This is a genomic window from Winogradskyella vidalii (assembly GCF_013403955.1).
GTDB lineage: Bacteria > Bacteroidota > Bacteroidia > Flavobacteriales > Flavobacteriaceae > Winogradskyella > Winogradskyella vidalii.
On the sequence record NZ_JABFDG010000001.1, the window covers coordinates 1,189,437 to 1,215,795 of the forward strand.

23 protein-coding genes are annotated in these 26,359 nt (G+C 32.9%); 13 read left to right on the forward strand and 10 right to left on the reverse strand.

From position 1 onward, the window contains the following. Nucleotides 1-85 precede the first annotated feature (85 nt). The 5 genes from HM982_RS05050 to uvrA form a co-directional block, all read right to left on the reverse strand. Nucleotides 86-2,926: a gluzincin family metallopeptidase gene (locus HM982_RS05050; protein WP_179352020.1), complete on the reverse strand. Its 2,841-nt coding sequence runs from the start codon at nucleotides 2,924-2,926 to the stop codon at nucleotides 86-88. Then, entirely contained in the window at nucleotides 2,923-4,197 is a 1,275-nt protein-coding gene (locus HM982_RS05055; protein WP_179352021.1) for a T9SS type A sorting domain-containing protein, read from the reverse strand. The genes HM982_RS05050 and HM982_RS05055 overlap by 4 nt, the downstream gene beginning before the upstream one ends. Nucleotides 4,198-4,256: 59 nt before the next feature. Next, on the reverse strand, nucleotides 4,257-4,943 hold the full coding sequence (locus HM982_RS05060; RefSeq protein ID WP_179352022.1) for an LOG family protein: 687 nt from the start codon (nucleotides 4,941-4,943) through the stop codon (nucleotides 4,257-4,259). 171 nt (nucleotides 4,944-5,114) lie between these two features. Next, nucleotides 5,115-5,282: a lmo0937 family membrane protein gene (locus tag HM982_RS05065; protein WP_179352023.1), complete on the reverse strand. Its 168-nt coding sequence runs from the start codon at nucleotides 5,280-5,282 to the stop codon at nucleotides 5,115-5,117. 151 nt (nucleotides 5,283-5,433) lie between these two features. Beyond that, nucleotides 5,434-8,262 (reverse strand): excinuclease ABC subunit UvrA, encoded by a 2,829-nt coding sequence (uvrA, locus tag HM982_RS05070; protein ID WP_179352024.1) that lies wholly within the window; start codon nucleotides 8,260-8,262, stop codon nucleotides 5,434-5,436. Between the two features lie 207 nt (nucleotides 8,263-8,469). On the opposite strand from uvrA, the gene HM982_RS05075 reads away from it, so the two are divergent. Continuing rightward, a complete protein-coding gene (locus HM982_RS05075) occupies nucleotides 8,470-8,607 on the forward strand; it encodes a hypothetical protein (RefSeq protein ID WP_179352025.1) in 138 nt (45 codons plus the stop codon). A 16-nt stretch (nucleotides 8,608-8,623) separates the two neighbouring features. Here HM982_RS05075 and HM982_RS05080 read toward each other — a convergent pair whose 3' ends face one another. Then, nucleotides 8,624-11,542: an AsmA-like C-terminal region-containing protein gene (locus tag HM982_RS05080; protein ID WP_179352026.1), complete on the reverse strand. Its 2,919-nt coding sequence runs from the start codon at nucleotides 11,540-11,542 to the stop codon at nucleotides 8,624-8,626. Nucleotides 11,543-11,968: 426 nt separating this feature from the next. Here HM982_RS05080 and HM982_RS05085 point away from each other — a divergent pair, with 426 nt between their 5' ends. The 5 genes from HM982_RS05085 (at nucleotide 11,969) to HM982_RS05105 (ending at nucleotide 16,496) form a co-directional block, all read left to right on the forward strand. Then, nucleotides 11,969-12,121: a hypothetical protein gene (locus tag HM982_RS05085; protein WP_179352027.1), complete on the forward strand. Its 153-nt coding sequence runs from the start codon at nucleotides 11,969-11,971 to the stop codon at nucleotides 12,119-12,121. A 262-nt stretch (nucleotides 12,122-12,383) separates the two neighbouring features. After that, the gene (locus HM982_RS05090) at nucleotides 12,384-12,998 is read left to right on the forward strand and encodes a fumarylacetoacetate hydrolase family protein (protein WP_179352028.1); all 615 of its coding nucleotides are present in this window, start codon (nucleotides 12,384-12,386) and stop codon (nucleotides 12,996-12,998) included. Nucleotides 12,999-13,516: 518 nt separating this feature from the next. Continuing rightward, complete coding sequence (locus HM982_RS05095; RefSeq protein WP_179352029.1) at nucleotides 13,517-13,957, forward strand: DUF2452 domain-containing protein; 441 nt, start codon at nucleotides 13,517-13,519, stop codon at nucleotides 13,955-13,957. Between the two features lie 808 nt (nucleotides 13,958-14,765). Beyond that, nucleotides 14,766-15,527: an NYN domain-containing protein gene (locus tag HM982_RS05100; RefSeq protein WP_179352030.1), complete on the forward strand. Its 762-nt coding sequence runs from the start codon at nucleotides 14,766-14,768 to the stop codon at nucleotides 15,525-15,527. Between the two features lie 141 nt (nucleotides 15,528-15,668). Further along, nucleotides 15,669-16,496, forward strand: coding sequence for a T9SS type A sorting domain-containing protein (locus tag HM982_RS05105; protein WP_179352031.1), 828 nt, complete (start codon nucleotides 15,669-15,671; stop codon nucleotides 16,494-16,496). Nucleotides 16,497-16,583: 87 nt separating this feature from the next. On the opposite strand, the gene HM982_RS05110 is transcribed toward HM982_RS05105, so the two are convergent. Further along, nucleotides 16,584-16,934, reverse strand: coding sequence for a hypothetical protein (locus HM982_RS05110; RefSeq protein ID WP_179352032.1), 351 nt, complete (start codon nucleotides 16,932-16,934; stop codon nucleotides 16,584-16,586). Between the two features lie 142 nt (nucleotides 16,935-17,076). Here HM982_RS05110 and HM982_RS05115 point away from each other — a divergent pair, with 142 nt between their 5' ends. After that, nucleotides 17,077-17,604, forward strand: a complete 528-nt coding sequence (locus tag HM982_RS05115; RefSeq protein ID WP_179352033.1) for a hypothetical protein — start codon at nucleotides 17,077-17,079, stop codon at nucleotides 17,602-17,604. Between the two features lie 41 nt (nucleotides 17,605-17,645). Here the strand turns inward: HM982_RS05115 and HM982_RS05120 are convergent, their stop codons facing one another. Continuing rightward, complete coding sequence (locus tag HM982_RS05120) at nucleotides 17,646-18,377, reverse strand: hypothetical protein (RefSeq protein WP_179352034.1); 732 nt, start codon at nucleotides 18,375-18,377, stop codon at nucleotides 17,646-17,648. A gap of 70 nt (nucleotides 18,378-18,447) precedes the next feature. Continuing rightward, a complete protein-coding gene (locus HM982_RS05125; RefSeq protein WP_179352035.1) occupies nucleotides 18,448-19,050 on the reverse strand; it encodes an acyl carrier protein phosphodiesterase in 603 nt (200 codons plus the stop codon). Between the two features lie 80 nt (nucleotides 19,051-19,130). Between HM982_RS05125 and glmM the strand changes: the two genes are divergently transcribed. From glmM to HM982_RS05145, 4 genes are all read left to right on the forward strand, one after another. Continuing rightward, the gene (glmM, locus tag HM982_RS05130; RefSeq protein WP_179352036.1) at nucleotides 19,131-20,519 is read left to right on the forward strand and encodes a phosphoglucosamine mutase; all 1,389 of its coding nucleotides are present in this window, start codon (nucleotides 19,131-19,133) and stop codon (nucleotides 20,517-20,519) included. Nucleotides 20,520-20,603: 84 nt separating this feature from the next. After that, nucleotides 20,604-20,822, forward strand: a complete 219-nt coding sequence (locus tag HM982_RS05135) for a hypothetical protein (RefSeq protein ID WP_179352037.1) — start codon at nucleotides 20,604-20,606, stop codon at nucleotides 20,820-20,822. Between the two features lie 3 nt (nucleotides 20,823-20,825). Beyond that, nucleotides 20,826-21,131, forward strand: coding sequence for a type II toxin-antitoxin system RelE/ParE family toxin (locus HM982_RS05140; protein WP_179352038.1), 306 nt, complete (start codon nucleotides 20,826-20,828; stop codon nucleotides 21,129-21,131). Nucleotides 21,132-21,206: 75 nt separating this feature from the next. After that, nucleotides 21,207-22,715: an aminotransferase class V-fold PLP-dependent enzyme gene (locus tag HM982_RS05145; RefSeq protein ID WP_179352377.1), complete on the forward strand. Its 1,509-nt coding sequence runs from the start codon at nucleotides 21,207-21,209 to the stop codon at nucleotides 22,713-22,715. 56 nt (nucleotides 22,716-22,771) lie between these two features. Here HM982_RS05145 and HM982_RS05150 read toward each other — a convergent pair whose 3' ends face one another. Continuing rightward, nucleotides 22,772-23,662 (reverse strand): lysophospholipid acyltransferase family protein, encoded by an 891-nt coding sequence (locus HM982_RS05150; RefSeq protein ID WP_179352039.1) that lies wholly within the window; start codon nucleotides 23,660-23,662, stop codon nucleotides 22,772-22,774. A gap of 58 nt (nucleotides 23,663-23,720) precedes the next feature. Between HM982_RS05150 and HM982_RS05155 the strand changes: the two genes are divergently transcribed. Both HM982_RS05155 and HM982_RS05160 read left to right on the forward strand, forming a co-directional pair. Continuing rightward, the gene (locus HM982_RS05155; RefSeq protein ID WP_179352040.1) at nucleotides 23,721-24,380 is read left to right on the forward strand and encodes a rhomboid family intramembrane serine protease; all 660 of its coding nucleotides are present in this window, start codon (nucleotides 23,721-23,723) and stop codon (nucleotides 24,378-24,380) included. 105 nt (nucleotides 24,381-24,485) lie between these two features. After that, the gene (locus tag HM982_RS05160; RefSeq protein WP_246296571.1) at nucleotides 24,486-26,294 is read left to right on the forward strand and encodes a hypothetical protein; all 1,809 of its coding nucleotides are present in this window, start codon (nucleotides 24,486-24,488) and stop codon (nucleotides 26,292-26,294) included. The last annotated feature ends 65 nt before the right edge of the window (nucleotides 26,295-26,359 follow it).

Sequence of the window (26,359 nt, forward strand, 5' to 3'; positions counted from 1 at the left end):
ACATTAGAATATTCTTAATACGGCGCGGCTTTATTAGGTTTTATTTGAGGATAATCTAAAACTTTAACAATTTGTTGAGAATATGTTAATACCATTTTCTTCTAAACAGACCTAGAAGTACTTGTGGGTCTACTGTAAACATGAATCTTATACGCTGATCATAATCTTGTTTAGCAACCTCCCAACCTAGGTTAGAATATATAGGAAAGTATATTTCAAAATAATCTTCAACTAAGACTAGCCTAACCCCAGAGTCATATACAAATTTTGTGTTTTGGTATTTGTTTTTTACCAAACCAGCATCGCCATACGCTTGAATATATCTCCAAATGGAGGTGCTAAAATTAGCTGTTGTCATCCATTGGTTGGCAAATTGGGTCTCTAATTTTGATTTAAAGCCACCTTCGGCAATAATAATTTGTTGGCTAAATAATCCTGAGTCCTCAGAGCGACCAAGATAGTTAAAATCAAATAAATAATCTGTAGGTCTATCTAACGCAAAACTAAAATAGTTAGAGCTAAGATCAGAGTTATTTTCTAAAAAGACACCTGCAAAAAACCTAAAGTTAATATTTCTGTTACTTTTAGTGAGTTTTCTAAACTCGTAGTTGAATGCTACCTTGCTGAACTTATTAGCAACTTGAATATCAGTGCTTAAACTCGAATAATTTATAACGCCTGGGTTGTGACGTGTGTACCTTAAATTAAACACACCATAATCTGGTTCGTCCACGATCACCGTTGCATCCTCACCAAGTTCTCTATTGATGCTAATATATCGAGCTGTAATATTATCAGTTTTATTAGATCTGAAATGTGAATCGTCTCTAAATCTAAGGGTTAGAGAAGGGCGTAGTCTAGTGAAAAAAGCATCTGTAGCAAACGATTGGTAGCCTGCAGACATACCATAAGTAACATCATAGAGATTACTATTTTCAATATTATGAGTATAATAAACAGAAGTAGATCCTGTTAATGAATTAGATTTTGTGGCGTATTGCGGTGAAAAACGATAGTTTAATCGTTTTCTTAAAATAGTTTTGTTGTAAACTTTTGTACCAAGTGTTAAACCGTCATAGATGTTGTTGAATTCTACTAAGGGCATAAAAAACACTTGATTGTAGTTAGGGTCTTCAATATCTTTAAACAGTCTAAATTGTAATGGCTTATCTCTTAAAAAACTACCTTTAACAGCTTTATAATTATCCCGTTGGTTGTATTCGGGTATGACATTGTCATAATCTAAAACAAACTTTTCAGTACTATCTTTGGGTAGGGTAATTGTTTTGGTGCCTTGAATATTTTCTACCCATAATTTACTTGTGACGGTATCATTTTTTAACTTAAATAATGAAATAGGCATCGAATTGTCTCGCTTATTCTTTATGGTCAGTTTTATAGAATCTTCAAGCAGTTTAACTTTTTTAATTTTAAAATCAATTTTCTCCCTACTGTTAACATAGTCTGAAAAAAACCAATTTATTTCTTTATTTGTTTTTGAGCTTATAAAGGTTTCAAAATCATTGATGCTAACAGGTTCTAATTGCTTTTCAATTAAAAATTCAGTGATGAGTTCTGGCAAATCAACATCGTCTGTAAATTGATCTAAATAATTAAGACCAACACCGGCTTTGTATTTTCCAGCGATATTGGTATTAAATTTTGTTAGAGAATCTTTTGAGGTGGTTAAAGGTTGATCTCTGTTTTTTCTAGCGATTTCCATGGAATAGAGGAAATACTGAAAGTTGAAATTTAAATCGGAAGCATGAAAAGATTTGATACCCCAAACCTCAGCTAAAGAGCCTAAAAGCTTCATGTCAGGGTAATTATCTTCAACATATTTAATTAAATAGTACACTTGAAGTCCTTCGCTTAACCAATGTTCTTTTCTTGGGTTAAGTAACAAAGTGTTATCGAGATACTTTTTTAAAGCTGTTTTTAAAAGTTTTAACTCATATTGAAAATCATTAGGAAACGGACGGAGAAAAGCAGGTAACTGATTAAGTCCGTATAATGGATTTTTCTGATAATCTATAGAGGTTACTAATAATTGCTTGTGTGGATATTCGCCAAGGTTTTTTGTTAAATAACGTGTAATTTTATCCGTCAATAATGCTTTTTTGGGACCTTGTAACCCTTTTTCACTAATGTTAGAGATTAAAATAAAGTCGTCTGTTTGTACATAGCGGTAGGTTGGAAATTTGTGTAAGGATAAATACGTATTTGTACGGTCTCTTCCGCTAAGAATTGTGGTTTGGGTTTGTTTCTCTCTATCTGTTTTTATGGAATTAAAATTGAGTTCAGAAGTAACTTTGTAGTTTCTGGGATGCGTGATACTTAATATAACATCTGATTTAGGTACAAAAAGGTCATCTAAATTTTTATTACTGTAATAATGCCATTTTCCATTATAGACTGCTGGCGTAATGTACCAATGTTTTAAGTCAAAATCTTTCTCCTTAGTAACCCCAAAGTTTGTAAATGTGGCATCAGGAATTGTAAGCAGATAATTAAGATGTATTGTGTAAGATGCTTTTGGTGGCAACGGATGCTCTAATTCAACTTTAATAACATCGGGATGCTCAGGTAAGCGTTGGTGCTCTAAATTGGTGTTTGCTTTGTTCTTAATTGAAGTAATTGAAGTAAAGCCACGTTGCTCATCTTTTGCTAAATGAAATTTGGTGCTAAATTCCTCTTCAAAACGTTTTGCTAAAGGTGTAGTTTTTGAAGAATAGCTGTTATTCCAATCATTGAGGTAAACTTCCTTCAGAATAGAATCGGATTCATTTTTGTAAACAATAGTTTGTGTAATAGCTATCGTATTAGATTCTGTATTTACAACGGCATCAATATCCATAGCATTTTGAGCTGCAATAGTGTAGCCAAATGTTAGTAATAGAACTGTTATAATTAGATGTTTATTCAATTAGAAATTATAAATTTTGTAGGATTTGAATTTTTGTTAGATACACTTAAAAAATATAAACCTTGCTGTAAATCTGAAACATTAAAATATTGTTTAGCGTCAGAATTCATTTGAAATGACTTTATACGCTGTCCTAAATTATTATAAATCGTTAACCGTTGATTGTACAAATCAACGCTATCAATATTTACAACGAGATTCTGTTTAACAGTTGTTACTTCTAGACGCATGCCAGACAATTGTTGAAACTCTTCGATATCTAAAAATGTAGCATCCGTCTCTAAAGATAGGGTAACGGGAAGATGATCACTAAAATTGTGTAATGCATTCCTTAATTCATACGAAAATTGAGAGCCTATAGTTTCGCAATCTAATGAATTTATAGCTTTATTCCAGCAAGAAGCTAGCCCATTGTTGCCATAAGCTTGATAAGAATCGGTAACATAGGTGATGTCTGCTGTATCCATCATGTTTTCAGAGGTAAGAATAAAGTCAAAGCGATCATCAAAACCACCTGCGGCACCTCCAAAGCCTGTTTGTGCACGCGTAGATTGTGTAAATACATCCGCATAACTAGTGTTGTTGTGCCAACTACCAACTCGGTTTGCAGGATCTACAAATGAAATATTATTATTGATACTTAGTAATTTTTGAAAAGCAGTTTCGCTAGATGTGTAGACGTTTAAATCACCTCCTAATAAAATATTACTGTCATTGGGTAAGGTGTCGAGATAGTGTTCTAAATCTTCAACCATTTCAAAACGTTTTTGTGTGTTAGAAGTTCCGTCTGAGGCTTTTAGATGGCAAATTATTATATAAAACTCTATAGGGTTAGTTGTTTGGTTTTCGGTATTTAATTTTATGTGATAGACATTAAAATCTCTAAGGTCTGTTGGTACAATAATTTCTTCTTCTAAAGAAAACTTTGCGCTGTTATAATAAAGTAAATTCTGTAAATTATTTTGATTCCAAGAACTATCATCAGAAGTGTTAGGCACGTAAGTTGCCATCTCAAAATTAGAATCGATAGCAGATTTAGTAGCGTTCAAGACTTCTATAGCTCCATTGATGTTATTGAGTTCACAGACCAAGAATAAATCGGGGTGATAATCTGACAAGATATATGATAAATCATCAATTCGGTTTGGTACAGAATTTTCTGAAGGATAATTTAATAAATTATAAAACATCACTTTAACCGTTTCTTGTGCGGAAAGGTTTGAAAATGTAACTATAATTATTGCAAAAACACCTAAAATTTTCTTTTTCATTGCATTGAAAGTGTTCTTCAGAAACAGTGCATATTTAATTCTTTTAAACAGGAGTTGTTTTAAAAATTCGGACTAAGATCGTATTCTTTGTAGAACTCATCTAAGATGGCAATCACCTCATCAGGCGTATCAACCAAATGAATTAAATCTAAATCTTGAGCACTAATGTTCTTAGCATCTACCAATGTGGTTTTTACCCAGTCTAAGAGTCCACCCCAAAATTCGGTGCCTACTAAAATTATAGGGAAGCTTTCAATCTTATGCGTTTGAATTAAGGTAATGGCTTCAAATAATTCATCAAGCGTACCAAAACCTCCAGGCATAACAACAAAACCTTGAGAGTACTTTACAAACATCACTTTACGGACAAAAAAGTAGTCAAAATCTAAGCTTTTGTCACTATCAATATAAGGATTGTCGTGTTGCTCAAAAGGTAATTCTATATTTAAACCTACAGATGTACCCCCTGCGATGTGAGCGCCTTTATTACCCGCTTCCATTATTCCAGGTCCGCCACCTGTAATAACACCATAGCCATGATCTACAATTTTTTTAGCGACTTCTTCTGTTAATTGGTAGTATTTATGATCGGGTTTTGTTCTCGCAGATCCAAATATAGAAACACAAGGTCCTATTTTACTTAGTTTTTCATAACCATTGACAAACTCTCCCATGATTTTAAAAATCGCCCAAGAATCATTTGTTTTTATTTCGTTCCAGCCTTTGCTTTTGCTCTCTTTTCTCATATATCAACTTAATTTAAGATAACAATATAAAAGCCATACATAAATATGGCTTTGTCTAAATTTTAGACCACCAAATTTAAGGTAAATTGTGAGAACAAAGTCTTTTATTAGCAAAAAAAATAAGCGTATCTAAATGAATCGATACGCTTTGAATTTTATCTGTAAATTAGATTATAATGGCTTTCTGCCAGATATGATATTGTATAATATAACAATAACAGCGATTACCAATAAGATATGTATTAGGCTATTACTACTCATGCCAGGAATGATGTCTAATAAACCAAGTAGCCATACTATAATACAAATTACAGCTACCAACCAAAGAATACTTTTCATAATGTTTGTGTTTTATAATTAGTTAAGACAAGTTATGAAATATTAGGATTGGTGACTTAAAACCTAATCAATCGCGTTAACATTAGATGTTATTACGACGGTATTTGCTTTTTGGTGTTAGAAGTTACATATGCAACAGGTAAGTAATGAGTTAGCTCAGTTCTTTTTTTAGAAATTTAGCGGTATAACTTTTCTTATCCTTTACGATTTGTTCTGGTGTGCCTTTTGCAACGAGTTGTCCTCCACCTTTTCCCCCTTCATAACCGATGTCAATAATATAGTCGACCGTTTTTATAACGTCAAGATTATGTTCAATAATTAAAACGGTGTTGCCTTTATCAGCCAACTTGTTAAGTACTTTCATAAGTACTCTAATATCTTCAAAATGCAAACCTGTAGTAGGTTCATCTAAGATATAGAAGGTGTTTCCGGTGTCGCGTTTACTCAACTCGGTTGCTAATTTAATTCGCTGTGCTTCGCCGCCAGATAATGTGGTGCTTTGTTGCCCCAGCGTTATATAACCTAAGCCCACATCTTTGATGGTTTTTAGCTTTCTATGAATTTTAGGGATATGCTCAAAGAAACCAACAGCTTCTTCAATAGTCATCTCTAATACATCACTGATAGATTTGCCTTTATATCTAATTTCTAAAGTCTCCCTGTTAAAACGTTTACCTTGGCAAGTTTCGCACTCAACGTAAACATCGGGTAAAAAGTTCATTTCAATAACACGTAAACCTCCACCTTGGCAAGTTTCGCAACGGCCACCTTTCACATTAAAACTAAAACGACCAGGTTTATAGCCACGAATCATTGCTTCCGGAATTTTAGAAAATAAGCTTCTAATTTCGTCAAAGGTTTTGGTGTATGTTGCAGGATTACTCCGTGGTGTACGCCCAATAGGGGATTGGTTAATATCAATAACTTTATCTAAATGCTCTAAGCCTTTAATACTTTTGTAAGGCATTGGTTTTTTTACACCATTAAAATAATGCGCATTAAGAATCGGATAAAGTGTTTCGTTGATTAATGTCGATTTTCCACTTCCTGAAACACCAGTCACTCCAATCATTTTACCTAACGGAAATTCAACATCAACGTTTTTTAAATTATTACCGGTACAGCCTTTAAGAATCAATTTTTTGCCGTTGCCTTTTCTTCTAGTTTCTGGAATTTTAATTTCCTTTTCGCCGTTGAGGTAAGCTGCAGTAAGCGTATCTTGATTTAGTAATTCTTTTGGTGTGCCTTCACTAATTATTTCGCCACCATATTTTCCTGCAAATGGACCGATATCTATAACGTGATCTGCACGTTCAATCATATCTTTATCGTGCTCTACAACAATAACAGAATTACCAACGTCTCTTAGAGATATTAAAGAGTTAATTAGTTTTTCGTTATCGCGTTGGTGTAACCCGATACTAGGTTCATCTAAAATATAAAGTACACCTACTAATTGTGATCCTATTTGTGTCGCCAGCCTAATACGTTGCGCTTCTCCACCAGACAATGATTTAGAACTTCGGTTTAAACTGAGGTAGGTGAGCCCGACATCTAAAAGAAATTGGACTCTATTTTTAATTTCTTTAATAATTTCAGTAGAGATTTGTTGTTGTTTACTAGAAAGTCGTTGGGTTAAATCTTCTAACCAGTGTCCTAGTTCAACTACATCCATGTTTACCAATTCGGCAATACTTTTACCATCCACTTTAAAATAAAGTGATTCTTTACGTAAACGCGAACCTTCACATACAGGACATTCCACTTTGTCCATGTACTCTTTTGCCCAACGGGTTAGAGAGGTAGAATCAGAATTATACTGACTTTCAATAAAATTAGCAACGCCTTCAAAATCGATATTGTAATCGCGCGAGACGCCTAAGAGTTTACTTTCAACCGTAAATTTATCTTTGCCGCCATGAAGTATGATATTTTTAGCATCGTTAGGAATATCTTTCCAAGCATCGCTTAGAGAGAATTCAAAGCGCTGTGCAATAGTTTCAAATTGTTTAAAAATCCAACTTTTCTTTTGAGGACCGTGTGGTGCTAAAGCGCCATTTTTTATAGATAAAGTTTCATCTGGAACTAATTTGCGGTCGTTAACAACATATAATTCACCAATACCATTACAGTTTTGGCATGCGCCTTTAGGTGAATTGAATGAAAAATTATTAGGTTCAGGATTCGGATATGAAATACCCGAAGTCGGACACATTAAATTCCGGCTAAAAAAGCGCGGTTCATTAGTGTCGTGGTCAATTACCATAAGTACATCTTCACCATGATACATGGCAGTATTTATGGATTCCATTAAGCGTTTTTCGTCGTTTTCGTTACCCTCAATCTTTAAGCGATCAATAACAATTTCAATATCATGGGTTTTGTAACGGTCTAGTTTCATGCCCTTTTCAATATCAACAATATCGCCATCGGTTCTAACTTTTACAAAACCTTGTTTGGCAATTTGTTCGAATAATTCACGATAATGCCCTTTTCGGGAACGAATTACAGGCGATAGGATATTGATGCGTTTCCCTTTGTACGATTCTAAAATAAGGTCTTTTATCTGCTCGTCATTGTAACTTACCATTTGCTCACCAGTTTCATAACTGTAAGCATCCGCAGCTCTAGCATAGAGTAAACGTAGGAAATCATAAATCTCAGTGATTGTACCTACCGTGGAACGCGGCGATTTACTTGTGGTTTTTTGTTCTATGGCAATTACAGGAGAAAGACCGTCAATTTTATCGACATCTGGTCGTTCTAGGCTTCCTAAAAATTGACGTGCATAAGCAGAAAACGTTTCAATATAACGACGTTGCCCTTCAGCATAAATCGTATCAAATGCCAAAGATGATTTTCCACTACCTGATAAACCTGTAATTACCACTAGTTTTTCTCTAGGTATGGTTACGTCTATGTTTTTTAGATTGTGAACACGTGCTCCTTTAACTTCAATGGAATCGTTGAATTGGCTCATATATGATTTTAATCTCCCTTTTACTTTAGTGAATTTGCAAAGGTACAATTTTTACAGTCATTTGTAAGTTAGAGCATAAGCCAATCTATAGTTAAATGTTTTGTTTTAGTTTGTATTAGGGAAATGGATTAATAAAAATACTTTTTTGAGCTAACTTATTTAAAAGTTAAAGTTAGCTTTAGGGGTATATAAAATAAGTATTTAAATATGGAAAAATTATTAAGAATTATAGGTGCTGCTTGGGGAGCAAAGAAAATTGGTGGTGGTAAGTGTGGTTGTATTGGGACTATAGTGGTGTTTATTGTTTTATACTGGCTATTGGGCTATGTGTTTGAAATATTTTAGGGCAGCTATTGGTTTCTTAATCTCTATTTTGAATTTTTAACGTATCTATCGCTTTAGTTTTAAGCGAATCTTGGAGGCTACTTTGCATTTCCACTTGCATTTTGCTAATCGCATCGATTGACTTTTCTACTCGGATAGAATCCTTAATTGTAGACATGCGCTCGATATCCTCTTCTGTATAACTTTCTTTGCTGGTTTCTAATGTATCTAAGTCTGAAGATTTTTTTCCTAGTTTGATATCAAAGTCGTCACTTTTTCCTTCCACAACAACAGGAATTCCTATAATTCCTAATGGAGGTAACCCTATTCGCATTTTAAGACTTAATGCACTGTCAAAAGTAGTTTGTCCCTCTACTCGTAATCTAAAAGGACTGACTTTAAATTTAAATTGTTCTAACGCTATGACGTTATTGTTTATAGTAGAGTTAATAGTGATTTCGGAAATTTTAGGGTCATTAAGGGCCTCAAAACCTGATTTTTCAGAGACTTTACCTAATAATTTATAGCCATCAAATTGAACGCTATGTACTTTTACAGTTCCTTTACCTTTTAATGCAGGTAACACAGGAAGCATCTGTTGGTCTATGATACCTGTTAGATTATAGTCTGCGGATAATATACCTGAGGCTTGTGCTGCAGCGGGCGCGAGTTCTCTAAATAAATCGATACTGTTGTAGCTTTTTTCTATATTAAGATTATCGGCTTTTAGGTTCATTGCAAATAAGGCTTCGTCTATTGCTGTTGGTTGGTAAAATCCATTTAGACTTGCTGTACCATCTACCATTTGTAAGTGACTATCTTTTAAGAATAGTCCTTGCTCTTTTACGCCTAAATTTCCAGAGAGTTTTGTGATATTTAATTGGTTGTATTGAAGCGTGTCTATTTCAATCTGTATGGTTAAATCTAAATCTTTAGGAACTGGCATCACTCCACTAACAACATTTTCAATGGTATTAGAGCTTGCTAAACTGTCTGATGATTGATTTAAATGTTCTTGTTTAGGGAAAAATTCGGTGATATCAATTTTTGAAGATTTTAAACTTAAATCACCTTTTAATATGCCGTTGTTGTACAATGTATAATCGAGATAATTTTGAAAATAGCCATTCATCACCATGTCAGAAGATTGGTGGTTAACGTTAAGATTAGAAATAGCCATTCTATCATTTAAGAATAAAAACTGACCTTCCTTAATATTAATAGGTTGTTGTAGTTCGGCACTATTCAGTGTTATATTATTAAGATTTAGCGTGCCACTATGATTATTAATGTTTTGAGGATTATTAAGTTGCCCTTTTAAATTTAAATCGGCAGTTAGCTGTCCTTTAGTTATTAGAATTGGTAAAGCAACAACTTGGTTAAGTGTTGTAAAATCGATATCACCTTTGCCTTTGATGAGGTATTCTAAATTGTCAAAATTCTTAAATGTCCCATGACTTGTAAATTGATTATCTAAAAATTTAAAATTTAAGGTGTTAATAATTAATGATGACTCGGTATAGCTTTTTCCTTCGTTTAGAAGTTTTGCACTTATTTCGATATTCTTTATGGGTTCTGGGTGACCAGAAGTTTGAAGAAGCCCATTAGACAAGCTTAGAGTTCCATTAGTTTTTGGGAATAGTGATTGATTGGGTTGGTAAACTCCATCGATAGCAATATTGGCCATTAGGACTCCATTAAAGTTTAAGTCGGGCAGGTTTAAGGTTTGATTTAAGGTGTTGAGGTTAATATCTGATTTTATATTCGATTTTATATATAGTGAATCTGCTTTACCGTAAGCAAGCATTTTACCACTAGTTTTTTCTTTATTAAGAATAAAGTCAAGGCTATCTAAATTCATTGTCATATAATCACCTTCAAAATCACTTTTAAATTTTAGATATAAATTTTCTATAGCTTCGTTTGCATCCTTATGTTTTATGGTGCCGTTATAAACATTAACATCTAAACTAGTGTTTGCTATTTCTGAAGATTTAGGAACGCTGCCCGTAAATCCGGCAAGTCGCATGGTCGCATCAAAATCTCCATCAAGGGTAACGTTTTTAGACCATTCGGCATATTTAGGAGGTAAGGCACTAACCATGTTTTTTAATGTTCCATGTTCGGTATTGAAACGTAAGTCGTAGGCAAGACCATTTTCAAACATATCGAGTTTTCCATGAAAGTTGACATCCAAATCATTAAGTGCAATAGTATTTTTATCTAAAGCAATAGACAGGTTTTTGGTATCGTAAATGGTGAATGATTTAGCTCTTAATTTTTTGCCATTAAGGTAATCAATATTATCAAAAATAACGTCAATACTGGTGATATCTAACTTAGAACCTAATTCTAATTTACCATCGTCTAAACCGCCTTTGCCGTGATAATTAAGCCCCTTTGATATAATGCTTATACCAATAGCGTCATCTTTGTAAAGAACTGTTGCATTCGAAATATTAAGTTGCTTTAAGTTTAAATTAAGGCTGGTAGTACTTGTATCTTTTACTGTTGTAGTTGTAGTGTCTGTAGCTATAAGCACATCGTAGTTGCTTCTGCCAAATTTATCCTTATTAAGATTAATAGTAGCGTCTGTTATGTAAGTTTCGTTTATAACGACTTTATCAGAAAATATAAGCTTAAAGATATTAATCCCAAACCCAAGTTCTTTTGCTGAAATTAAATCGTCTTTTTCAAAAGGTTTAGCGCTTATTAAATTAACGTCTTTAAAAGAAAAAGTTAAGGAAGGAAAATGATTGAAAAATGAAATATTAGAATCTTTAAATTGAAGCTCAGTTTCAATGTTTTTATTAATACCTTTTTTTATTTCATTAGAAATAACATCATTAAAAATTGAAGGGATTGCAAATAGGCTTATTATGAGAATTATTAATACAGTAATCGTCCATTTAAATAGTTTTCCAAGAAATCTTTTCTTTATTTGAGGCTTTTCCATTCGGCTGGCTATTACTTATGGTTTAAGGAGCCAAAAATAGTATTAATTTCGCTGTTTCAATAGCTATTACAGGTAATTGTAGTTACAATTAATAAGACTTTAATAATGACTGTTATTACCTTTTAAAGAAAGATATTTTTTAGGTATTTTAAGATGAGAAGCAACTTCATAACATGCAATTAATTATATAACAGGTCAGTTTTAAGTCTATTCTTTAATTTAGAGGCTTAAACGCGGGTGTTTTAATTAGTTATGTGGCCTTTAGCGATAGATAAATTCAGGTTTAGGCTTTGTGTTTTGTTTCGAATTTATTTAGAGACTGTTAAATGAATGCTAAATATGTGGTTTTTAGTGTATTTATGTCTTTTGTGAACATCCAAACTGTGGTTGTTATCGTATATTCTGTATTATTAAATATGATGTGCTATGAAACTACTACAAGAAATAAAAAACCTACTACAGAAGTCCCCATCAGAAAAAGTTGAAAAACATTCTACAACGTCTTTTGAAACCTCAAAAACGGAGTCTCTAAACGTAAATCCTATTTCTAAGGATGATGATTTGTTTTTATTTATTTAATAACAGCTAATATTTTTCTGGTATTGAAATTACTAACCTGCAACTTTTATTTAAAGTTGGTTTTATAATGCAATGAAAGTAACAAAGCATGGTATTTATAGCTAATTATTATAATTAATTTTAAGTTATGGGCTTAATTAATGTCTAACAAATAAACTCATATTTACACCTGTTTTTACGTAAGATAATAACGCGTATCTTATTGTTTAATTTTCTTGTTTTCCTTATCTTTATTCGCATAAAATAAAAATTAAATATCATCATGAAAATAATAGGTATAGGTAAAAATTACGTCAATGATTTATCTGAAATCAGTGCGATAAAAACAGGCGCACAAACCATATTTACAAAACCAAATTCTAGTTTGGTAACAGGGAATAAAGATATTAACTTTCCAAAGATCACAAATCAGTTGGCATACGAAGTAGAATTGGTTGCTAAAATAGGAAAACAGGGAAAAGACATTGCGCTTAAGGATGCTACGTCATATATATCTGAAATAGCAGTAGGGATAGACTATACCGCAAAAGATGTACTTAGTGCAAGTAGAGAAAACAAAGGGCCTTGGGCTTTGGCAAAAGGTTTTGATGGCGCATCTCCAATATCCGGTTTTCAACCGATATCAAATTTTCCAGACTTAAAAAATATTCAGTTCGATTTAAAAATTAATGGCGAACAAAAGCAGGTGGGTACTAGTAGTTTAATGATTTATAGTTTCGAAGAAATAATTGCTTACGTATCGTCTTTTATGACTTTAGAAGAAGGTGATCTTATTTTTACAGGTACACCGGCTAGTGGTGCAGGTTTTGTGGTTAAAGGGGATCATTTAGAAGCTTCTATTGAAGGTGAATTACTTTTAGATTTTAAAATGGTTTAGTCAATTATTGTAATTAATAAACTCGTATATGTAACACTTCAAAAAGTGTAATTAAAACCATAGTATCAGTTATAAAGAATAGCTACATTGTTTTCTCTTTTATTCAGGAAGAAAAATAGTGTAGCTTATTTTTTTAATCTCTACCGTCAATTTTATTATAAGCACGGATGACTAAAACTGCCCAAATGATGACACATATTGACACAAAAATCGAAAACGAAAAAATTATATCATTTGCCTCCATTTAAAATTTGTTTTATAAAGATTACAAATGCGAGAATAGTAGGTGCCCAAAGTCCAACAAAAATAGCATGAAGCTGGTCACCTCTTAAGAATAAATATTCGGAAACCACTATAATTAATACGCATAGCGCTAATATAAAGAGGTTTAGTGAGCCTATTTTTTTTATAAAATTCATTAAAGATTAATTAATTGCTTTAAATTTAATAAAAAAATACATTCGATTCTTTTTTATAAACCTTAAAGGCGTTTTATCTTTGAATAAAGCTTATTAAATATGTCTCAACCCAAAAAGCCAGATCAAGTTGTTTTTAACGAAACTACACAACGTTATGATGCGTCCTTAAAACCGTACGCGACTAATGTAGGGGCACCTGCAATACAAGTTACTGATAACTCGTCTTGGAAAACTAGAAATATAAATAAAGCCAATAAGCAAATTAAGGCTAAGTATTTAGAACTTAAGGCCGCCTACGATAAGATGATGGAAGAACTAGAGTATAATACATTAGTTTATAATTCACGCTATACTTTTGAGCCTATTGTTGGTGAGACTTACCATTTATATCGTGATAAAAAAGAAGAGCCTTTTTTATCTATCATAGCACCTTCAGATTGTAATTTTGACCATATAGGTAGTTTTATTTTAAATAGTGAACTGATTTGGAAGAAGCAAGATGTATCAACCACTCTAAATCAAGAGAATAAATTAGCTTAATAAAAACGATAAACTAACTTCTAAAATTTCTGAATATTAGCAATACTTCATGTGAATTTGGATTTTAGAATCCTAAACAATTTATCAAAAAAATAAAAAAAGATAAGTGTTACTTTAACGAGAAAATTCGCATTTATAAAGCCTATGTTACTTTAAAGTTAATTTAGTGCTAAATATATGATTTTAATATGTTTAAGAGCGTTTGGGGTTTTAAAATTTAGTGTATTTTTTGTATATTTGAGTATAAAAACTTACTTGCTATGACACTATTACAGAAATTAAAAATTAGACTACAAAAAATCCGATTGACTCAATTAGAAGAGGCCTCTAAAATTAACCTTCGAAACCTAGAAGCAGTGAACTCAAACACGCTTTCTAAGGATGATGAGTTGTTTCTTTTTATTTAGCACAGCACTTTGCTAGGTGATTTTTCAATATGCAGTTTTCTCAGAGTGCGTAATCAACCTATTTGCTGTTAAGTAAACTTTATCATTAGCTGTTTTATAGTCGTCTTAACGGCTATATTTTTTTTGCATTAAATCGATTAATACCAAATTCACGATACGTTTAATATATAGATGACGTGAATTGCATAACCCTATAATATTCAATGGGGTTTATTAGTGTATGAATAATGAAATTTAATACAAGCCCAATGTCCCAAATTTTGTATGAGCTTTGGGTTATAGCGATACAATACCGTACGTTTTTATTCCATCGATGAAGCACATATAAAACATATTTGATAGAATTGGTTTATTAAAGTAAAGCCCGTACCTTTATTTACAATAAAAACAGATATTAATTTATGGACATAAAGCTTGCAGTGCTAATAGATGGAGACAATATACCATCAGCTTACATTAAGGAAATGATGGAAGAAATAGCAAAATACGGTAATCCAACTATTAAAAGAATTTACGGAGATTGGACCAAACCACATCTATCTAAGTGGAAGTCCTTACTATTAGAAAATGCTATAACCCCAATACAACAATACGGTTATACAACAGGTAAGAACGCTACAGATTCTGCAATGATTATAGATGCGATGGATGTTTTGTATTCAGAGAAGGTAGATGGGTTTTGCTTGGTATCTAGCGATAGCGATTTTACACGTTTAGCAACACGTTTACGAGAAGCAGGAATGAAAGTTTATGGTATAGGTGAAAAGAAAACACCTAATCCATTTATCGTGGCTTGCGATAAGTTTATTTATATAGAGATTCTCAAAAATATAACCGATGAAAGTGTTTCAGAGACAACAACTAAATCTACAACCTCAAAAAGTAATTACGATACAATTACAGGTAAGGAAATCAAATTTATAGCAACGACAATAGATGATGTGGCAGATGATGACGGTTGGGCTTTTTTAGGTGATGTTGGAAGCTTGCTGCAAAAGAAACAACCAAATTTTGATTCTAGAAATTATGGTTTTCAGAAATTAACCCCTTTAATTAATTCAATTTCAGCATTTGAAATAGAACGACGCGAAGATAGTAAAGGACGTTCAAAGCTAATTTATGTAAAATTAAAAGAAGACAAGCCTAAACGGAAAAAGAGATAGATTTTTGATTTACAATTTATAAAACAAGAATCCTGTTTTTTGATACGATGTGACCCTATCGTGTTTGTTAAAAAGTTTTTATCTCATAGAGTTTTAGTTTTAATGTTATAAATTGCTAGCTAACTTTAAATAAAAAAACATATGAAAAAAATTACTTTAGCAATTTTCTTATTAACATTAGGTGTAAATGCACAGACATTTCCTAGTCCTTACTGTGAAATAGCAGATGCAGATGACGTAATTGTTGAGGAGATTACAGCAGTTGATTTTGCCGGTACGAGTATCACAAATTCTGATGACACTTTAGTTTTAATTGATGAAACAGCAACAGTTGTGAGCTTGGTTCCAGAAGAAACTTATACTTTAGAAGTGGCCGGAAATACGAATGGTTTCTTTGAGACTGATATCGTAGCTTTTATAGATTGGAATAAAAATGATATTTTAGATGATGCGGGAGAAGTTTACGAGGTAGGAACACTTTTTGATACAGATGGTTCAGATGGACAGACCGTGACTTTAGAAATAACTGTGCCATCAGATGCTGTTTCTGGTGAAACACGTATCAGGCTAACAAAAACATATACGGATATGGGCGGAGATGGTTATCCTCCTTCTCCAGCGGTGATAGATCCATGTGGTATAGTTTTTAATGTTTTTGAACAGGCTATTGAATCGGGTTATGGTCAGGCCTTAGACTTTACAGTAAACATCGAGACTTTAAGTGTTGGTGATTTTGAAGATAATGCTTTAGCAGTATACCCAATTCCTGCAAAAGATGTTTTAAATGTGGAGTATAAATCGGTATTAACAGGTGTGAAAATATATAATGTTGTAGGGCAAGAGGTGTTAAACAGAACTACATCAAGTTCTCAATTGCAATTAGATATATCAGAATTTACAACTGGAATCTATATTGTAAAGCTATTTGCTGAAGAAGGACAGCACAGTTTTAGAATTACTAAAGAGTAGGTTTTATCTTAAATTAGCTCAAAACAAAAAAAACTTAGCCTCATAAAGGCTAAGTTTTTTTGTGTATAATTACTTCGCGGAAACCTGTTATTTAATAACAGCAAGCTCGCCATCCTCTATGGATTTATTATAATTCGCTTTTACTTTATTTAAATAACCAAAAAATTTGGTACCATCTTTTTTCTTAAGAACCACATGAGTTTCACCATCTTTTTTAGTCACCACTTCATCAACCAAAACATTATTGCCATAAACGGACTTGTATCGGTCAACAGTGCCACGTTTTATTAAAATGTTTGGTTTTGGGAATTCTATGTGATTATATGTCTGTGCTGTAGGTTCTTTTATAACCAATTGATCGCCAACCTTAGGTTGATTGTCTGCACTGGCAAAAAAGCAAAATCCAAAAAATAAGAGGGTAAAAAATAGTTTTTTCATAATTATTGTGTTTTATATTGTGATTTAATCAAAAATAACAAGATTGTAATGATTAGAAAAAGGGTTTAAATAATTATTAACATTTGTATGTTTACGCCTTTTTTCTTTAATTTAGGACTATAAATTTTTAATCAAAATACAGATGAAATTACTAGGAATAGGCTCAAGAATTAATCATTTAGAATACGGAAAAGGTGTTGTTACAAATGTGACTTCAAAACACTATTGGGTGACTTTTATAGACAGCGGTTTAGAGACTATAGGTTTAGAATCTGATTTTGAAGTTATTGAAGCTGCTGAAGATGAAGTGGACACTGTTAGTTTTTATGAGGTTGAAAAAAGTTTAAAGTCGATATTAAAAAAATGGTCAGATGCCTCTGAAGTGATTACCATTGCTGATAAATGGAAAGGTGGTAAACTCATTATGCAACCAGGTGATCCTAATTTAAAATCTACAGAATTACCAATAGATAAATTTTTCCATAAGATTACAATGGTGAGAGACCGATTGCGCGTCATGGAGCAAAAGATTAATTCTAGTAATTTGGAAGCTCAAGAGAAAATAGACCTTCAGCAATATATTACCAGAAGCTATGGTAGTTTAACGAGTTTTAATGTGTTGTTTAAGTTGAAGAGTCAGCAGTTTATAGGACAACGTACTAATAAATAGTTTATGAGTTACAGTTTTGGTTTATTGCATTTTAGCAGTCATTAAATCACTAAACCTTTTACATCACTAATTTCTAAGCCAAACACCAATAATTTATGTAGGGTTGGTAATTTTGCGCCACTTTCTGTAATTGTCCAATCATCCCAAGTAGCTTCTAAACCTTCAATAGGAATAATATCAACCCACATTTGAAAGCTCTTTGGTTTGCCTGTAGCATCTAAATGCCATAAATAAGAATCGCCAGGCGTGTTTCCTCCTGAGGTGTAGGTTATTAAAAGGGCTTCTTTTTGGTCTTCAGTTTTTACTAATCGGCGTTCAGTACCCTTGTCAAATACTTTATATGGTGCTACCAGCCAAAATGAATCATTATTAAAATACTTTTCAGCTTTATGAATATAATCGTGTTTTTCTATGCCATTGTAAGCTTGCTCAGCAACAAAAACTTTAGAATTATCATGGTTTACAAAGTCTAATATAACCGTAAAATGATTCCAGGAGACTTCACAGGTATTATCTGACTTATACCATTTGTAATGGTGTTTATTATTGAAGGTCCACTCTAAATAATTGGTGTTAAGATAGGCGGTTTGATCTAAAGCATCAAGCATTTTTGTTGCTAGCTGATCAGCTGCAGCACCTTGTTGTCCTGTCGGTAAGTCTTCATTGTATTTAAAATATAAAAACGCATAGAGAAGGAGTGAAGGTAAGGTGAAAAATATAACGACACTACCTATGACTTTTAGTGTTTTATTCAGTAGGGATGATTTAGCCACGAGTTAATCAATTATTTATTTTCAAAGGTAATCAAGATGACGTTAATTATAAAAGTATTTTTAATAAATACTAAGTGGAAAATTGTTGTTCTATTTCGATTCGTTTTGTTGCACTAAAATCCATTAATTCTTGAAAAAACGCAGTAAAATCGTTTTCAAAAGCGTCGTAATGTAGTTTGAGTTCTCTAGTGGCTTTATTCATTTTAGAGCGCCCTTTAGTTCTGTTATTCATACCGTTTAAAACCAGTTGAATTCCCTCAATTTTGGCATAGCTAAGCAACCAATTTCCTTTAATCATAATAGGTGTTAGTTCTTGAAAACGAGGAGGTAAAAGAGCAATGTTTTCGGTTAGACTTTTATAGAAATTGGCAACATACAATTCAAGAGCAATATTAGAGTATGAGGTCCAATTTTTGGCTAAAAAATGATCAAAGAAAATATCTACAATTACACCACTGTAATGACTATAGCCTTTGTGAAGACGCTTAGTGCATTGTCTAAATAGGGGATGTGCATCCGTAAAGGTATCTATTTGGCGGTGTAAAAGTATGCCTTTCTGAATTTCGGAAGGGTATAATTTATACTTGTTGCCTCTTACACCATCGGCTACAAAGTTACCGATTGTAATCATTTTATGGTCTCCAGAGAGGTAGATGTGGGCGAGATAATTCATAAGTCGAATTTACAAATTCATAATCACAAAATAGTTAAAAACGGGATATCTATTTTATATTTGCTAAAAAAGAAATAGACATGACTTTAATAAAATCAATTTCAGGAATTAGAGGTACCATCGGTGGGCCAGTAGATGAGAATTTAACCCCTATAGATGCGGTTAAATTTGCAGCAGCTTATGGCACTTGGCTAAAAACACAGCGTAATAAAGATACTTATAGAGTCGTTGTTGGACGTGATGCGCGTATTTCTGGAGAAATGATCCAGAATTTAGTAATGAATACCTTAGTTGGTCTCGGCATTCATGTGATTGATTTAGGTTTGTCTACCACACCAACCGTTGAAATAGCTGTGCCGATGGAGCATGCCGATGGTGGGATAATTCTAACCGCAAGTCATAATCCAAAACAGTGGAATGCTTTAAAACTTTTAAATGCTAAAGGTGAATTTTTAAATGGTGCCGAAGGTCAGAAAATATTAGAGATTGCAGATTCAAACACAATGAATTTTGCTGAGGTTGATGACTTAGGAAAAATTACCGTTAACGATGCTTATATCGATTTACATATTGACGAAGTATTAAACTTACCGTTGGTGAATAAGAAAGCTATTGAAGCTGCTAATTTTAAAGTGGTTGTAGATGGTGTAAATTCTATAGGTGGTATTGCTATTCCTTTATTATTAGAGCGTTTAGGCGTTGAGCCCGTAAAATTGTATTGTGATCCTACAGGACATTTTCCGCATAATCCAGAACCTTTAAAAGAACATTTAGGCGACTTAGCTAAAGCAGTTGTAAAAGAACGTGCCGATTTTGGTATCGTTGTTGATCCCGATGTGGATCGCTTAGCTTTTATGGATGAAACGGGTGAGATGTTTGGTGAAGAATATACCTTAGTGGCTTGTGCAGATTATGTGTTGAGTAAAAATCCGGGTAATACCGTGAGCAATATGAGTTCTACACGTGCCTTACGTGATGTCACTGAAAAATACGGCGGTACTTATGAAGCTAGTGCTGTTGGTGAAGTGAATGTGGTGACTTTAATGAAGAAAAATAACGTGGTTATTGGTGGTGAAGGTAATGGTGGTATTATTTATCCTGAATCACATTACGGCCGTGATGCCTTAGTTGGTGTGGCGTTGTTTTTAAGCTTGTTGGCTGAAAGAGAAATGAAGGTAAGTGAACTTAGAGCGAGTTACCCTAACTACTTTATGAGCAAGAAAAAAATTCAGCTAACACCAGAATTAGATGTTGATGGTATTTTAAAAACAATGGAAGCTAATTATAGTCATGAAAATTTAACAACTATTGATGGCGTTAAAATTGATTTTGCGGACAGTTGGGTACATCTACGTAAGAGTAATACCGAGCCTATCATTAGAATTTACACGGAAGCCCCTTCACAAGACGCTGCAGATACTTTAGCTGATCGATTTATTGCAGAAATTAAAGCAATTGCTAATATTTAGAATTTTATTTTGAATATTGAACGCTTTACTAAATCGAGTTAGACGAATGATATTTTTCGTAAATTTGTATTTAAAGATTTTATAATGGACATTCAAACAACAAAACTAGAATTACTTAAAACTATTTTGGAGAATGAAAATTCCGAATTTATCCAACGTGTTGCTGATTTCGTAAAAAAAGAGAAAGCTGACTTTTGGAATGAATTAAGCTTATCTGAACAAAAAGAAATAAAAAAAGGAATTGAGGATTTAGATAAAGGAAAAAGAGTGTCTTATGAGTCTTTCTTAAAGAAGATTTCGTAGGTAATGAAAGTGTTCTTATCTGAACTTGCCGAATCAAAACTTTTAAAACTTTCTCAATATCTACTAGAACATTGGAGTTTAAGAACTGGAGATGAATTCATTTCAAAACTGACTAAAAAAATTGAACAAATAGCTCATCAACCAGAGCGTTGTCCTAAATCATCAGAATTTGAAAATCTTTACAAATGTGTTGTATCTAAACAAACGACATTATATTACAGAATTCAATTGGATAAAAAGGAAATTGAAATAATTACAATTTTTGACACAAGACAACATTCTGATAAATTAAAAAAAGACTTTAATTGAACGTACGAAAACGGTATGTGAATTATGGGTTTTTAGTTCACTTACATTTTTGATAGATTGATATATATTGACCATATGGCTATGATTACAGAAACAAATACTACAGAAACTACCGAATTAGAAAACTATTTCAACCAGTTTAGACAACATATAGTAGGTCAAAATCAAACTTTTGTGTCTCCTTATGGAAAGCAAAAAATCATCTATACCGACTGGACGGCTTCAGGGCGTTTATACCGACCAATTGAAGAAAAATTAATGAATGATTTTGGACCTTTTGTTGCTAATACGCATACAGAAACCACGGTTTCAGGGACGGCAATGACCAAAGCTTATCATAAAGCAAAACATATTATTAAAGATCATGTTAATGCTAATGATGATGATATTCTTATTGTTTCTGGTAATGGAATGACAGGCGTGGTCAATAAATTTCAAAGGATTTTAGGTATTAAGATTCCTGAAAATTTAAAAGCATTTACAACAATTCCAGATGAAATGCGCCCTGTGGTTTTTATCTCTCATATGGAACACCATTCTAATCAGACCACTTGGTTAGAAACCATTGCCAAAGTTGAGGTGGTGCCACCAAATGAAGACGGTTTATTCAGCTTAAAAAATTTAGAAAAATTATTAGACCAATATAAAGACTACACGCTTAAAATTGCTTCTGTTGTTGGGGGGTCTAACGTTACAGGCATCCAAGTGCCGCACCATGATGTGGCGAGATTAATGCATCAACATGGCGGCGTATGTTTTGTAGATTTTGCTTGCTCAGCGCCTTATGTAACTATGGATATGCACCCTAAAGATGACGCCGAACAATTAGATGCTATTTTCTTTTCGCCTCATAAATTCTTAGGTGGACCTGGTACTTCAGGTGTGTTGGTTTTTAATAAGAAATTGTACAAAAATATGGTGCCCGATTGTCCTGGAGGTGGAACTGTGAGTTGGACAAATCCTTGGGGCGAACATAAATATATCGATAATATTGAAGACCGTGAAGATGGTGGTACACCTGGATTTCTTCAAACCATAAAAACCGCACTTTCTATTCGTTTAAAAGCGCAAATGGGGGTGAATAATATGTTGCAACGCGAACACGAATTGGTTGATATTATTTTTGAAAAACTAAATGATATTCCAAATATCAACATTCTAGCAGGGCAGCATAAAGAGCGATTAGGGGTGATTTCTTTCTATATTGACGATTTGCATTTTAACCTAGCTGTAAAGTTGTTGAATGATAAATTTGGCGTGCAAACACGAGGGGGCTGTAGTTGTGCAGGAACTTATGGTCATTTTTTATTACATGTGGATCAGCAGATGTCTCACGAGCTAACAAATGAAATTTCAATTGGTGATTTAATCCGAAAACCAGGTTGGATTAGGATGTCTATTCATCCAACAACTACAAATGCTGAGATTACATATGTGTGCGATAGTATTATAGATTTAGCTGAAAATCATTCAACTTGGGCAAAAGATTATGAGTACTCTAAATGTAACAATGAGTTTATTCACAAATCACTTTTAGAAAATGATGCTTCAGGACCCGATGTAGATACTTGGTTTGAGATGTAACAGTTTCGAGATTGAACGCCTTTCCTTTTTGCGAGTTTAGAGCTAGCAAAAGTTTATTATTTAAACTCAGGAGGTACTTTATCTCTGTGTTTCCAGCGTTTATGTGTCCATAAGTAATATTGTGGTGCTTCTAAAATCTGTTCTTCAACCAGTTTAAAAAACAAATCAGTTATTTCATAGTCTTTGTATTCTTTAGGATGTTCTGTGATGGTTTTAAAGGTGGTTTCGTAGTAACCACGTTTAATACGTTTTACACTAAAAAAAACGACAGCCATGTCTAATTTTTTTGCTAATATTTCGGCGCCAGTGTACATTGGGACTTTAATGCCCATGAAGTCATTCCAATGAAAAGCTTTATGTACTTTAGGCGATTGGTCCGAAACAAAACCATTAATAGTTAATTCACCTTTTCTTTTACTTTTTAGTAAGACATTAAAAGTTTCCTTTGTTGTAATCAGGTGAGAATTGTATTTGGCTCTAATGCGTTTTACTAATTTATCAAAATGTTTGTTTGCTAAGCGCTTGTAAACGGCATAGCCTTTATGTTTTACATGTTTTTGTAAGATAAATATCCATTCCCAACTGCCATAGTGGGCACACATTAATATAATGCTACGTTGTTTTTTTTCTAGATCATTAATTAAATCCACATTAGTAAACTTAAAACGTTTGTTCATTTGCGCTTCAGAAATGGTTAAAGACTTAATCGCTTCAACCATCATATCACAAAAGTGATGATAGAATTTCCCTGTAATTTCAGAGATTTCTTTTTCAGATTTTTCAGGAAAAACTAATCTTAAATTTTCTTTTACAGTTTTTTTTCTATAACCAAAAATTCGGTACATAAAAACATAAATCAGATCAGAAAAACCATAAAGAATTCTAAACGGTAAAATTGAAATTAACCAAAGAATTGGGTAAATTAAAATATAGGCAATAAGTTGCATTAAAGTATGATTGCATTTGAGCACAAATATATATATTTGATTTATAAGATTAGGGTTTATGAACAATTTAGGTATAAGTATAGTTACCATAGTGATTATTGCAGCTAACGTTATCATATCTTTTAAAGGGTTTGATGATCGCGGTTTTTTTGAAAAATTTAAATTTAATGTAGGAAGTATTAGGGGAGGTGATCAAATTAGAATGCTGAGTTCTGGATTTCTTCATGCTGATATAACGCACTTACTATTTAATATGTTTACCCTTTACTTTTTTGCAGATGTGGTTATTATGCAATTGGGGTCATTTAATTTTATAGTAATTTATCTAGGCAGCCTAATATTTGGGAATTTACTGTCGCTCTATTTCCATAAGGATGAATATTGGTATAGTGCCATAGGTGCTAGTGGTGCTGTAACAGGTGTTTTATATTCAGCGATACTCTTACAGCCAGGGATGAGTTTATATATGTTTTTTGTTCCTATACCGATTCCTGGATATATATTCGGTATTGGTTATTTATTGTATTCCATTTATGGTATGAAAAAGAGAATAGGCAACATTGGTCACGACGCCCATTTTGGTGGTGCCATTGGAGGTTATGTTGTTACACTAATATTAATGCCGAGGTTGTTTATAACCGACTTAGGTCATATTGGTTTGTTGGCGATACCCATTATTATTCTTTTTGTACTCTATAAGATGGGAAAGTTGAATTAAGTTTTACTTTCTCATAACTATTTATAGGGTGGGAAGGCATGATATAAGTCATGTTTTTAAACCGTTGATGATTTTATATTCGTAGCTTATTTAATTTTTAAAAAAATGGCTATACATCATTCTCCTCATAACTTTCATATTCCTGTCATGGGATTAGCTTATACGATAGACAGTCCAATTCGTGTGGCACAATATGGTATTTCGTCAGTAATATCTATTATAGACGATGAGCTTATTGAAAAAATGAATGCATTCTACAGTGAAAAATTTGATCTACCGTATCAAGAAATTTCAAAGAAAGCTCATGATTATCGTGCAGAACGCATTACATCTTATTTGAACTTAGCAGATACTATTGTAAAAGAAAAATTTTCAAAATTTAAAACGGAATTATCTGAGAGCAAATTGGCTTTAGAAAATTTTATCTCAAGCCTACCTAATTCATCTGATTTTAAAGCAGGACTTTCTAATCTGTTACATGAAGGTACTGCTTTTAAGGATTCAATTAAGGACTATCTTGAAACGCATTTTAAGCCTGGTAATATTGATGTCAACATTATGACCAAAGTTGATAAAGATAATTTTGAAAAAGGGGAACAACTACCAACAGAATTTAATGATGCGCATGCATCGCTTAGAGGTTTTGCAAATAGTAATTTGAGTTCTTCGGTTGTACTTTCTGCAGGAATGAATCCAAGATTATACAGTTACTTTGAGAATTTTAAAGATTTCTTTCCTGATGAAAATGGTGAATTAAAAAAGAAAATTATCTTAAAGGTTAGCGATTACCGCTCGGCAATTATACAAGGTAAATTTTTAGCCAAAAAAGGACTTTGGGTTTCAGAATATCGAATAGAATCAGGATTAAACTGTGGCGGTCATGCTTTTGCTACCGAAGGCTTTTTATTAGGACCAATTTTAGAAGAATTTAAAACTAAAAAAACAGAACTGATTCAAGATACTTTTGAGGTTTATAAAAAGGGATTAGCACAAAAGGAATTAGCTATTCCTGAACAGCCTTTAGCGTTAAAAATCACGGTTCAAGGGGGTGTTGGTACAGCTGATGAGCAAGCATTTTTACTTGATAACTATCAAGTAGATTCCGTTGGTTGGGGAACCCCTTTCTTATTAGTGTCAGAAGCTACTTCTGTTGATAAGCAAACCAGAGATTTATTGGTAAGCGCTAAAGAAAGTGATTTTTATTTAAGTGGAATTTCGCCTTTAGGTGTCCCGTTTAATGCTATAAAAGGAACGTCTAATGAGTTTCATAAACAAAAACGAATTGATAATAATAAAGCGGGTAGTTCTTGTCCGAAGAAATTATTGGCATTGAGTAAAGAATTTGGAGCAGAAGGAGTTTGTACGGCTTCTAAGAAATACCAAGATGTAAAACTGAAAGAATTAGAAGCTAAAAGAGCAGACCTTTCTTCAGAAATTTATAAAAACGCTAAAGCTAAAATTACCGAAAAAGCATGTCTTTGCGTTGGTTTGGCAAATGCCTCATATTTAGAGAATGATATTGCTATAAAAGGGCAGGAGCAAGGTGTTGTGATTTGTCCAGGGCCTAATATGGCATATTTTGATAAAGAGGTCTCGTTATTTCAAATGATGCAACATATCAATGGGAATGCGTCCGTGATTTCTAATGACAATCGACCAAACATGTTTGTAAAAGAATTAAAAATGTATGTGGACTATTTAAAAAATGAAATAGACACCTTTTCAGAAGGTCTTTCAGCTAAACAAATAAAGAAATGGACGGCATTTAAGAGCCACCTTTTCGATGGTATTGCCTATTATAAAGGTTTATTTGCAACCTCTCTTTCTTCAGAATATAGTACAATACAACAGGAGCTTCAACATTATAAAAACGAATTAATAGCGGTAAAAATACCTGAGTTAGAATTGGTTTAGAAATTAAAGTTTTACAAATGTAAAAGAGGCTATCTGAAATAGATAGCCTCTTTGTGTTTTTATAA

Excerpts from the sequence above, each read along its gene's own strand:
- HM982_RS05150 (WP_179352039.1), bottom strand. The coding sequence starts at position 23,662 with ATGCAACTTATTGCCTATATTTTAATTTACCCAATTCTTTGGTTAATT.
- HM982_RS05085 (WP_179352027.1), top strand. The coding sequence starts at position 11,969 with ATGAAACTACTACAAGAAATAAAAAACCTACTACAGAAGTCCCCATCA.
- HM982_RS05110 (WP_179352032.1), bottom strand. The coding sequence starts at position 16,934 with ATGAAAAAACTATTTTTTACCCTCTTATTTTTTGGATTTTGCTTTTTT.
- uvrA (WP_179352024.1), bottom strand. The coding sequence starts at position 8,262 with ATGAGCCAATTCAACGATTCCATTGAAGTTAAAGGAGCACGTGTTCAC.
- HM982_RS05125 (WP_179352035.1), bottom strand. The coding sequence starts at position 19,050 with ATGAATTATCTCGCCCACATCTACCTCTCTGGAGACCATAAAATGATT.
- glmM (WP_179352036.1), top strand. The coding sequence starts at position 19,131 with ATGACTTTAATAAAATCAATTTCAGGAATTAGAGGTACCATCGGTGGG.
- HM982_RS05160 (WP_246296571.1), top strand. The coding sequence starts at position 24,486 with ATGGCTATACATCATTCTCCTCATAACTTTCATATTCCTGTCATGGGA.
- HM982_RS05065 (WP_179352023.1), bottom strand. The coding sequence starts at position 5,282 with ATGAAAAGTATTCTTTGGTTGGTAGCTGTAATTTGTATTATAGTATGG.
- HM982_RS05135 (WP_179352037.1), top strand. The coding sequence starts at position 20,604 with ATGGACATTCAAACAACAAAACTAGAATTACTTAAAACTATTTTGGAG.
- HM982_RS05080 (WP_179352026.1), bottom strand. The coding sequence starts at position 11,542 with ATGGAAAAGCCTCAAATAAAGAAAAGATTTCTTGGAAAACTATTTAAA.
- HM982_RS05055 (WP_179352021.1), bottom strand. The coding sequence starts at position 4,197 with ATGAAAAAGAAAATTTTAGGTGTTTTTGCAATAATTATAGTTACATTT.
- HM982_RS05145 (WP_179352377.1), top strand. The coding sequence starts at position 21,207 with ATGGCTATGATTACAGAAACAAATACTACAGAAACTACCGAATTAGAA.
- HM982_RS05105 (WP_179352031.1), top strand. The coding sequence starts at position 15,669 with ATGAAAAAAATTACTTTAGCAATTTTCTTATTAACATTAGGTGTAAAT.
- HM982_RS05095 (WP_179352029.1), top strand. The coding sequence starts at position 13,517 with ATGTCTCAACCCAAAAAGCCAGATCAAGTTGTTTTTAACGAAACTACA.
- HM982_RS05090 (WP_179352028.1), top strand. The coding sequence starts at position 12,384 with ATGAAAATAATAGGTATAGGTAAAAATTACGTCAATGATTTATCTGAA.
- HM982_RS05155 (WP_179352040.1), top strand. The coding sequence starts at position 23,721 with ATGAACAATTTAGGTATAAGTATAGTTACCATAGTGATTATTGCAGCT.
- HM982_RS05100 (WP_179352030.1), top strand. The coding sequence starts at position 14,766 with ATGGACATAAAGCTTGCAGTGCTAATAGATGGAGACAATATACCATCA.
- HM982_RS05060 (WP_179352022.1), bottom strand. The coding sequence starts at position 4,943 with ATGAGAAAAGAGAGCAAAAGCAAAGGCTGGAACGAAATAAAAACAAAT.
- HM982_RS05115 (WP_179352033.1), top strand. The coding sequence starts at position 17,077 with ATGAAATTACTAGGAATAGGCTCAAGAATTAATCATTTAGAATACGGA.
- HM982_RS05075 (WP_179352025.1), top strand. The coding sequence starts at position 8,470 with ATGGAAAAATTATTAAGAATTATAGGTGCTGCTTGGGGAGCAAAGAAA.
- HM982_RS05140 (WP_179352038.1), top strand. The coding sequence starts at position 20,826 with ATGAAAGTGTTCTTATCTGAACTTGCCGAATCAAAACTTTTAAAACTT.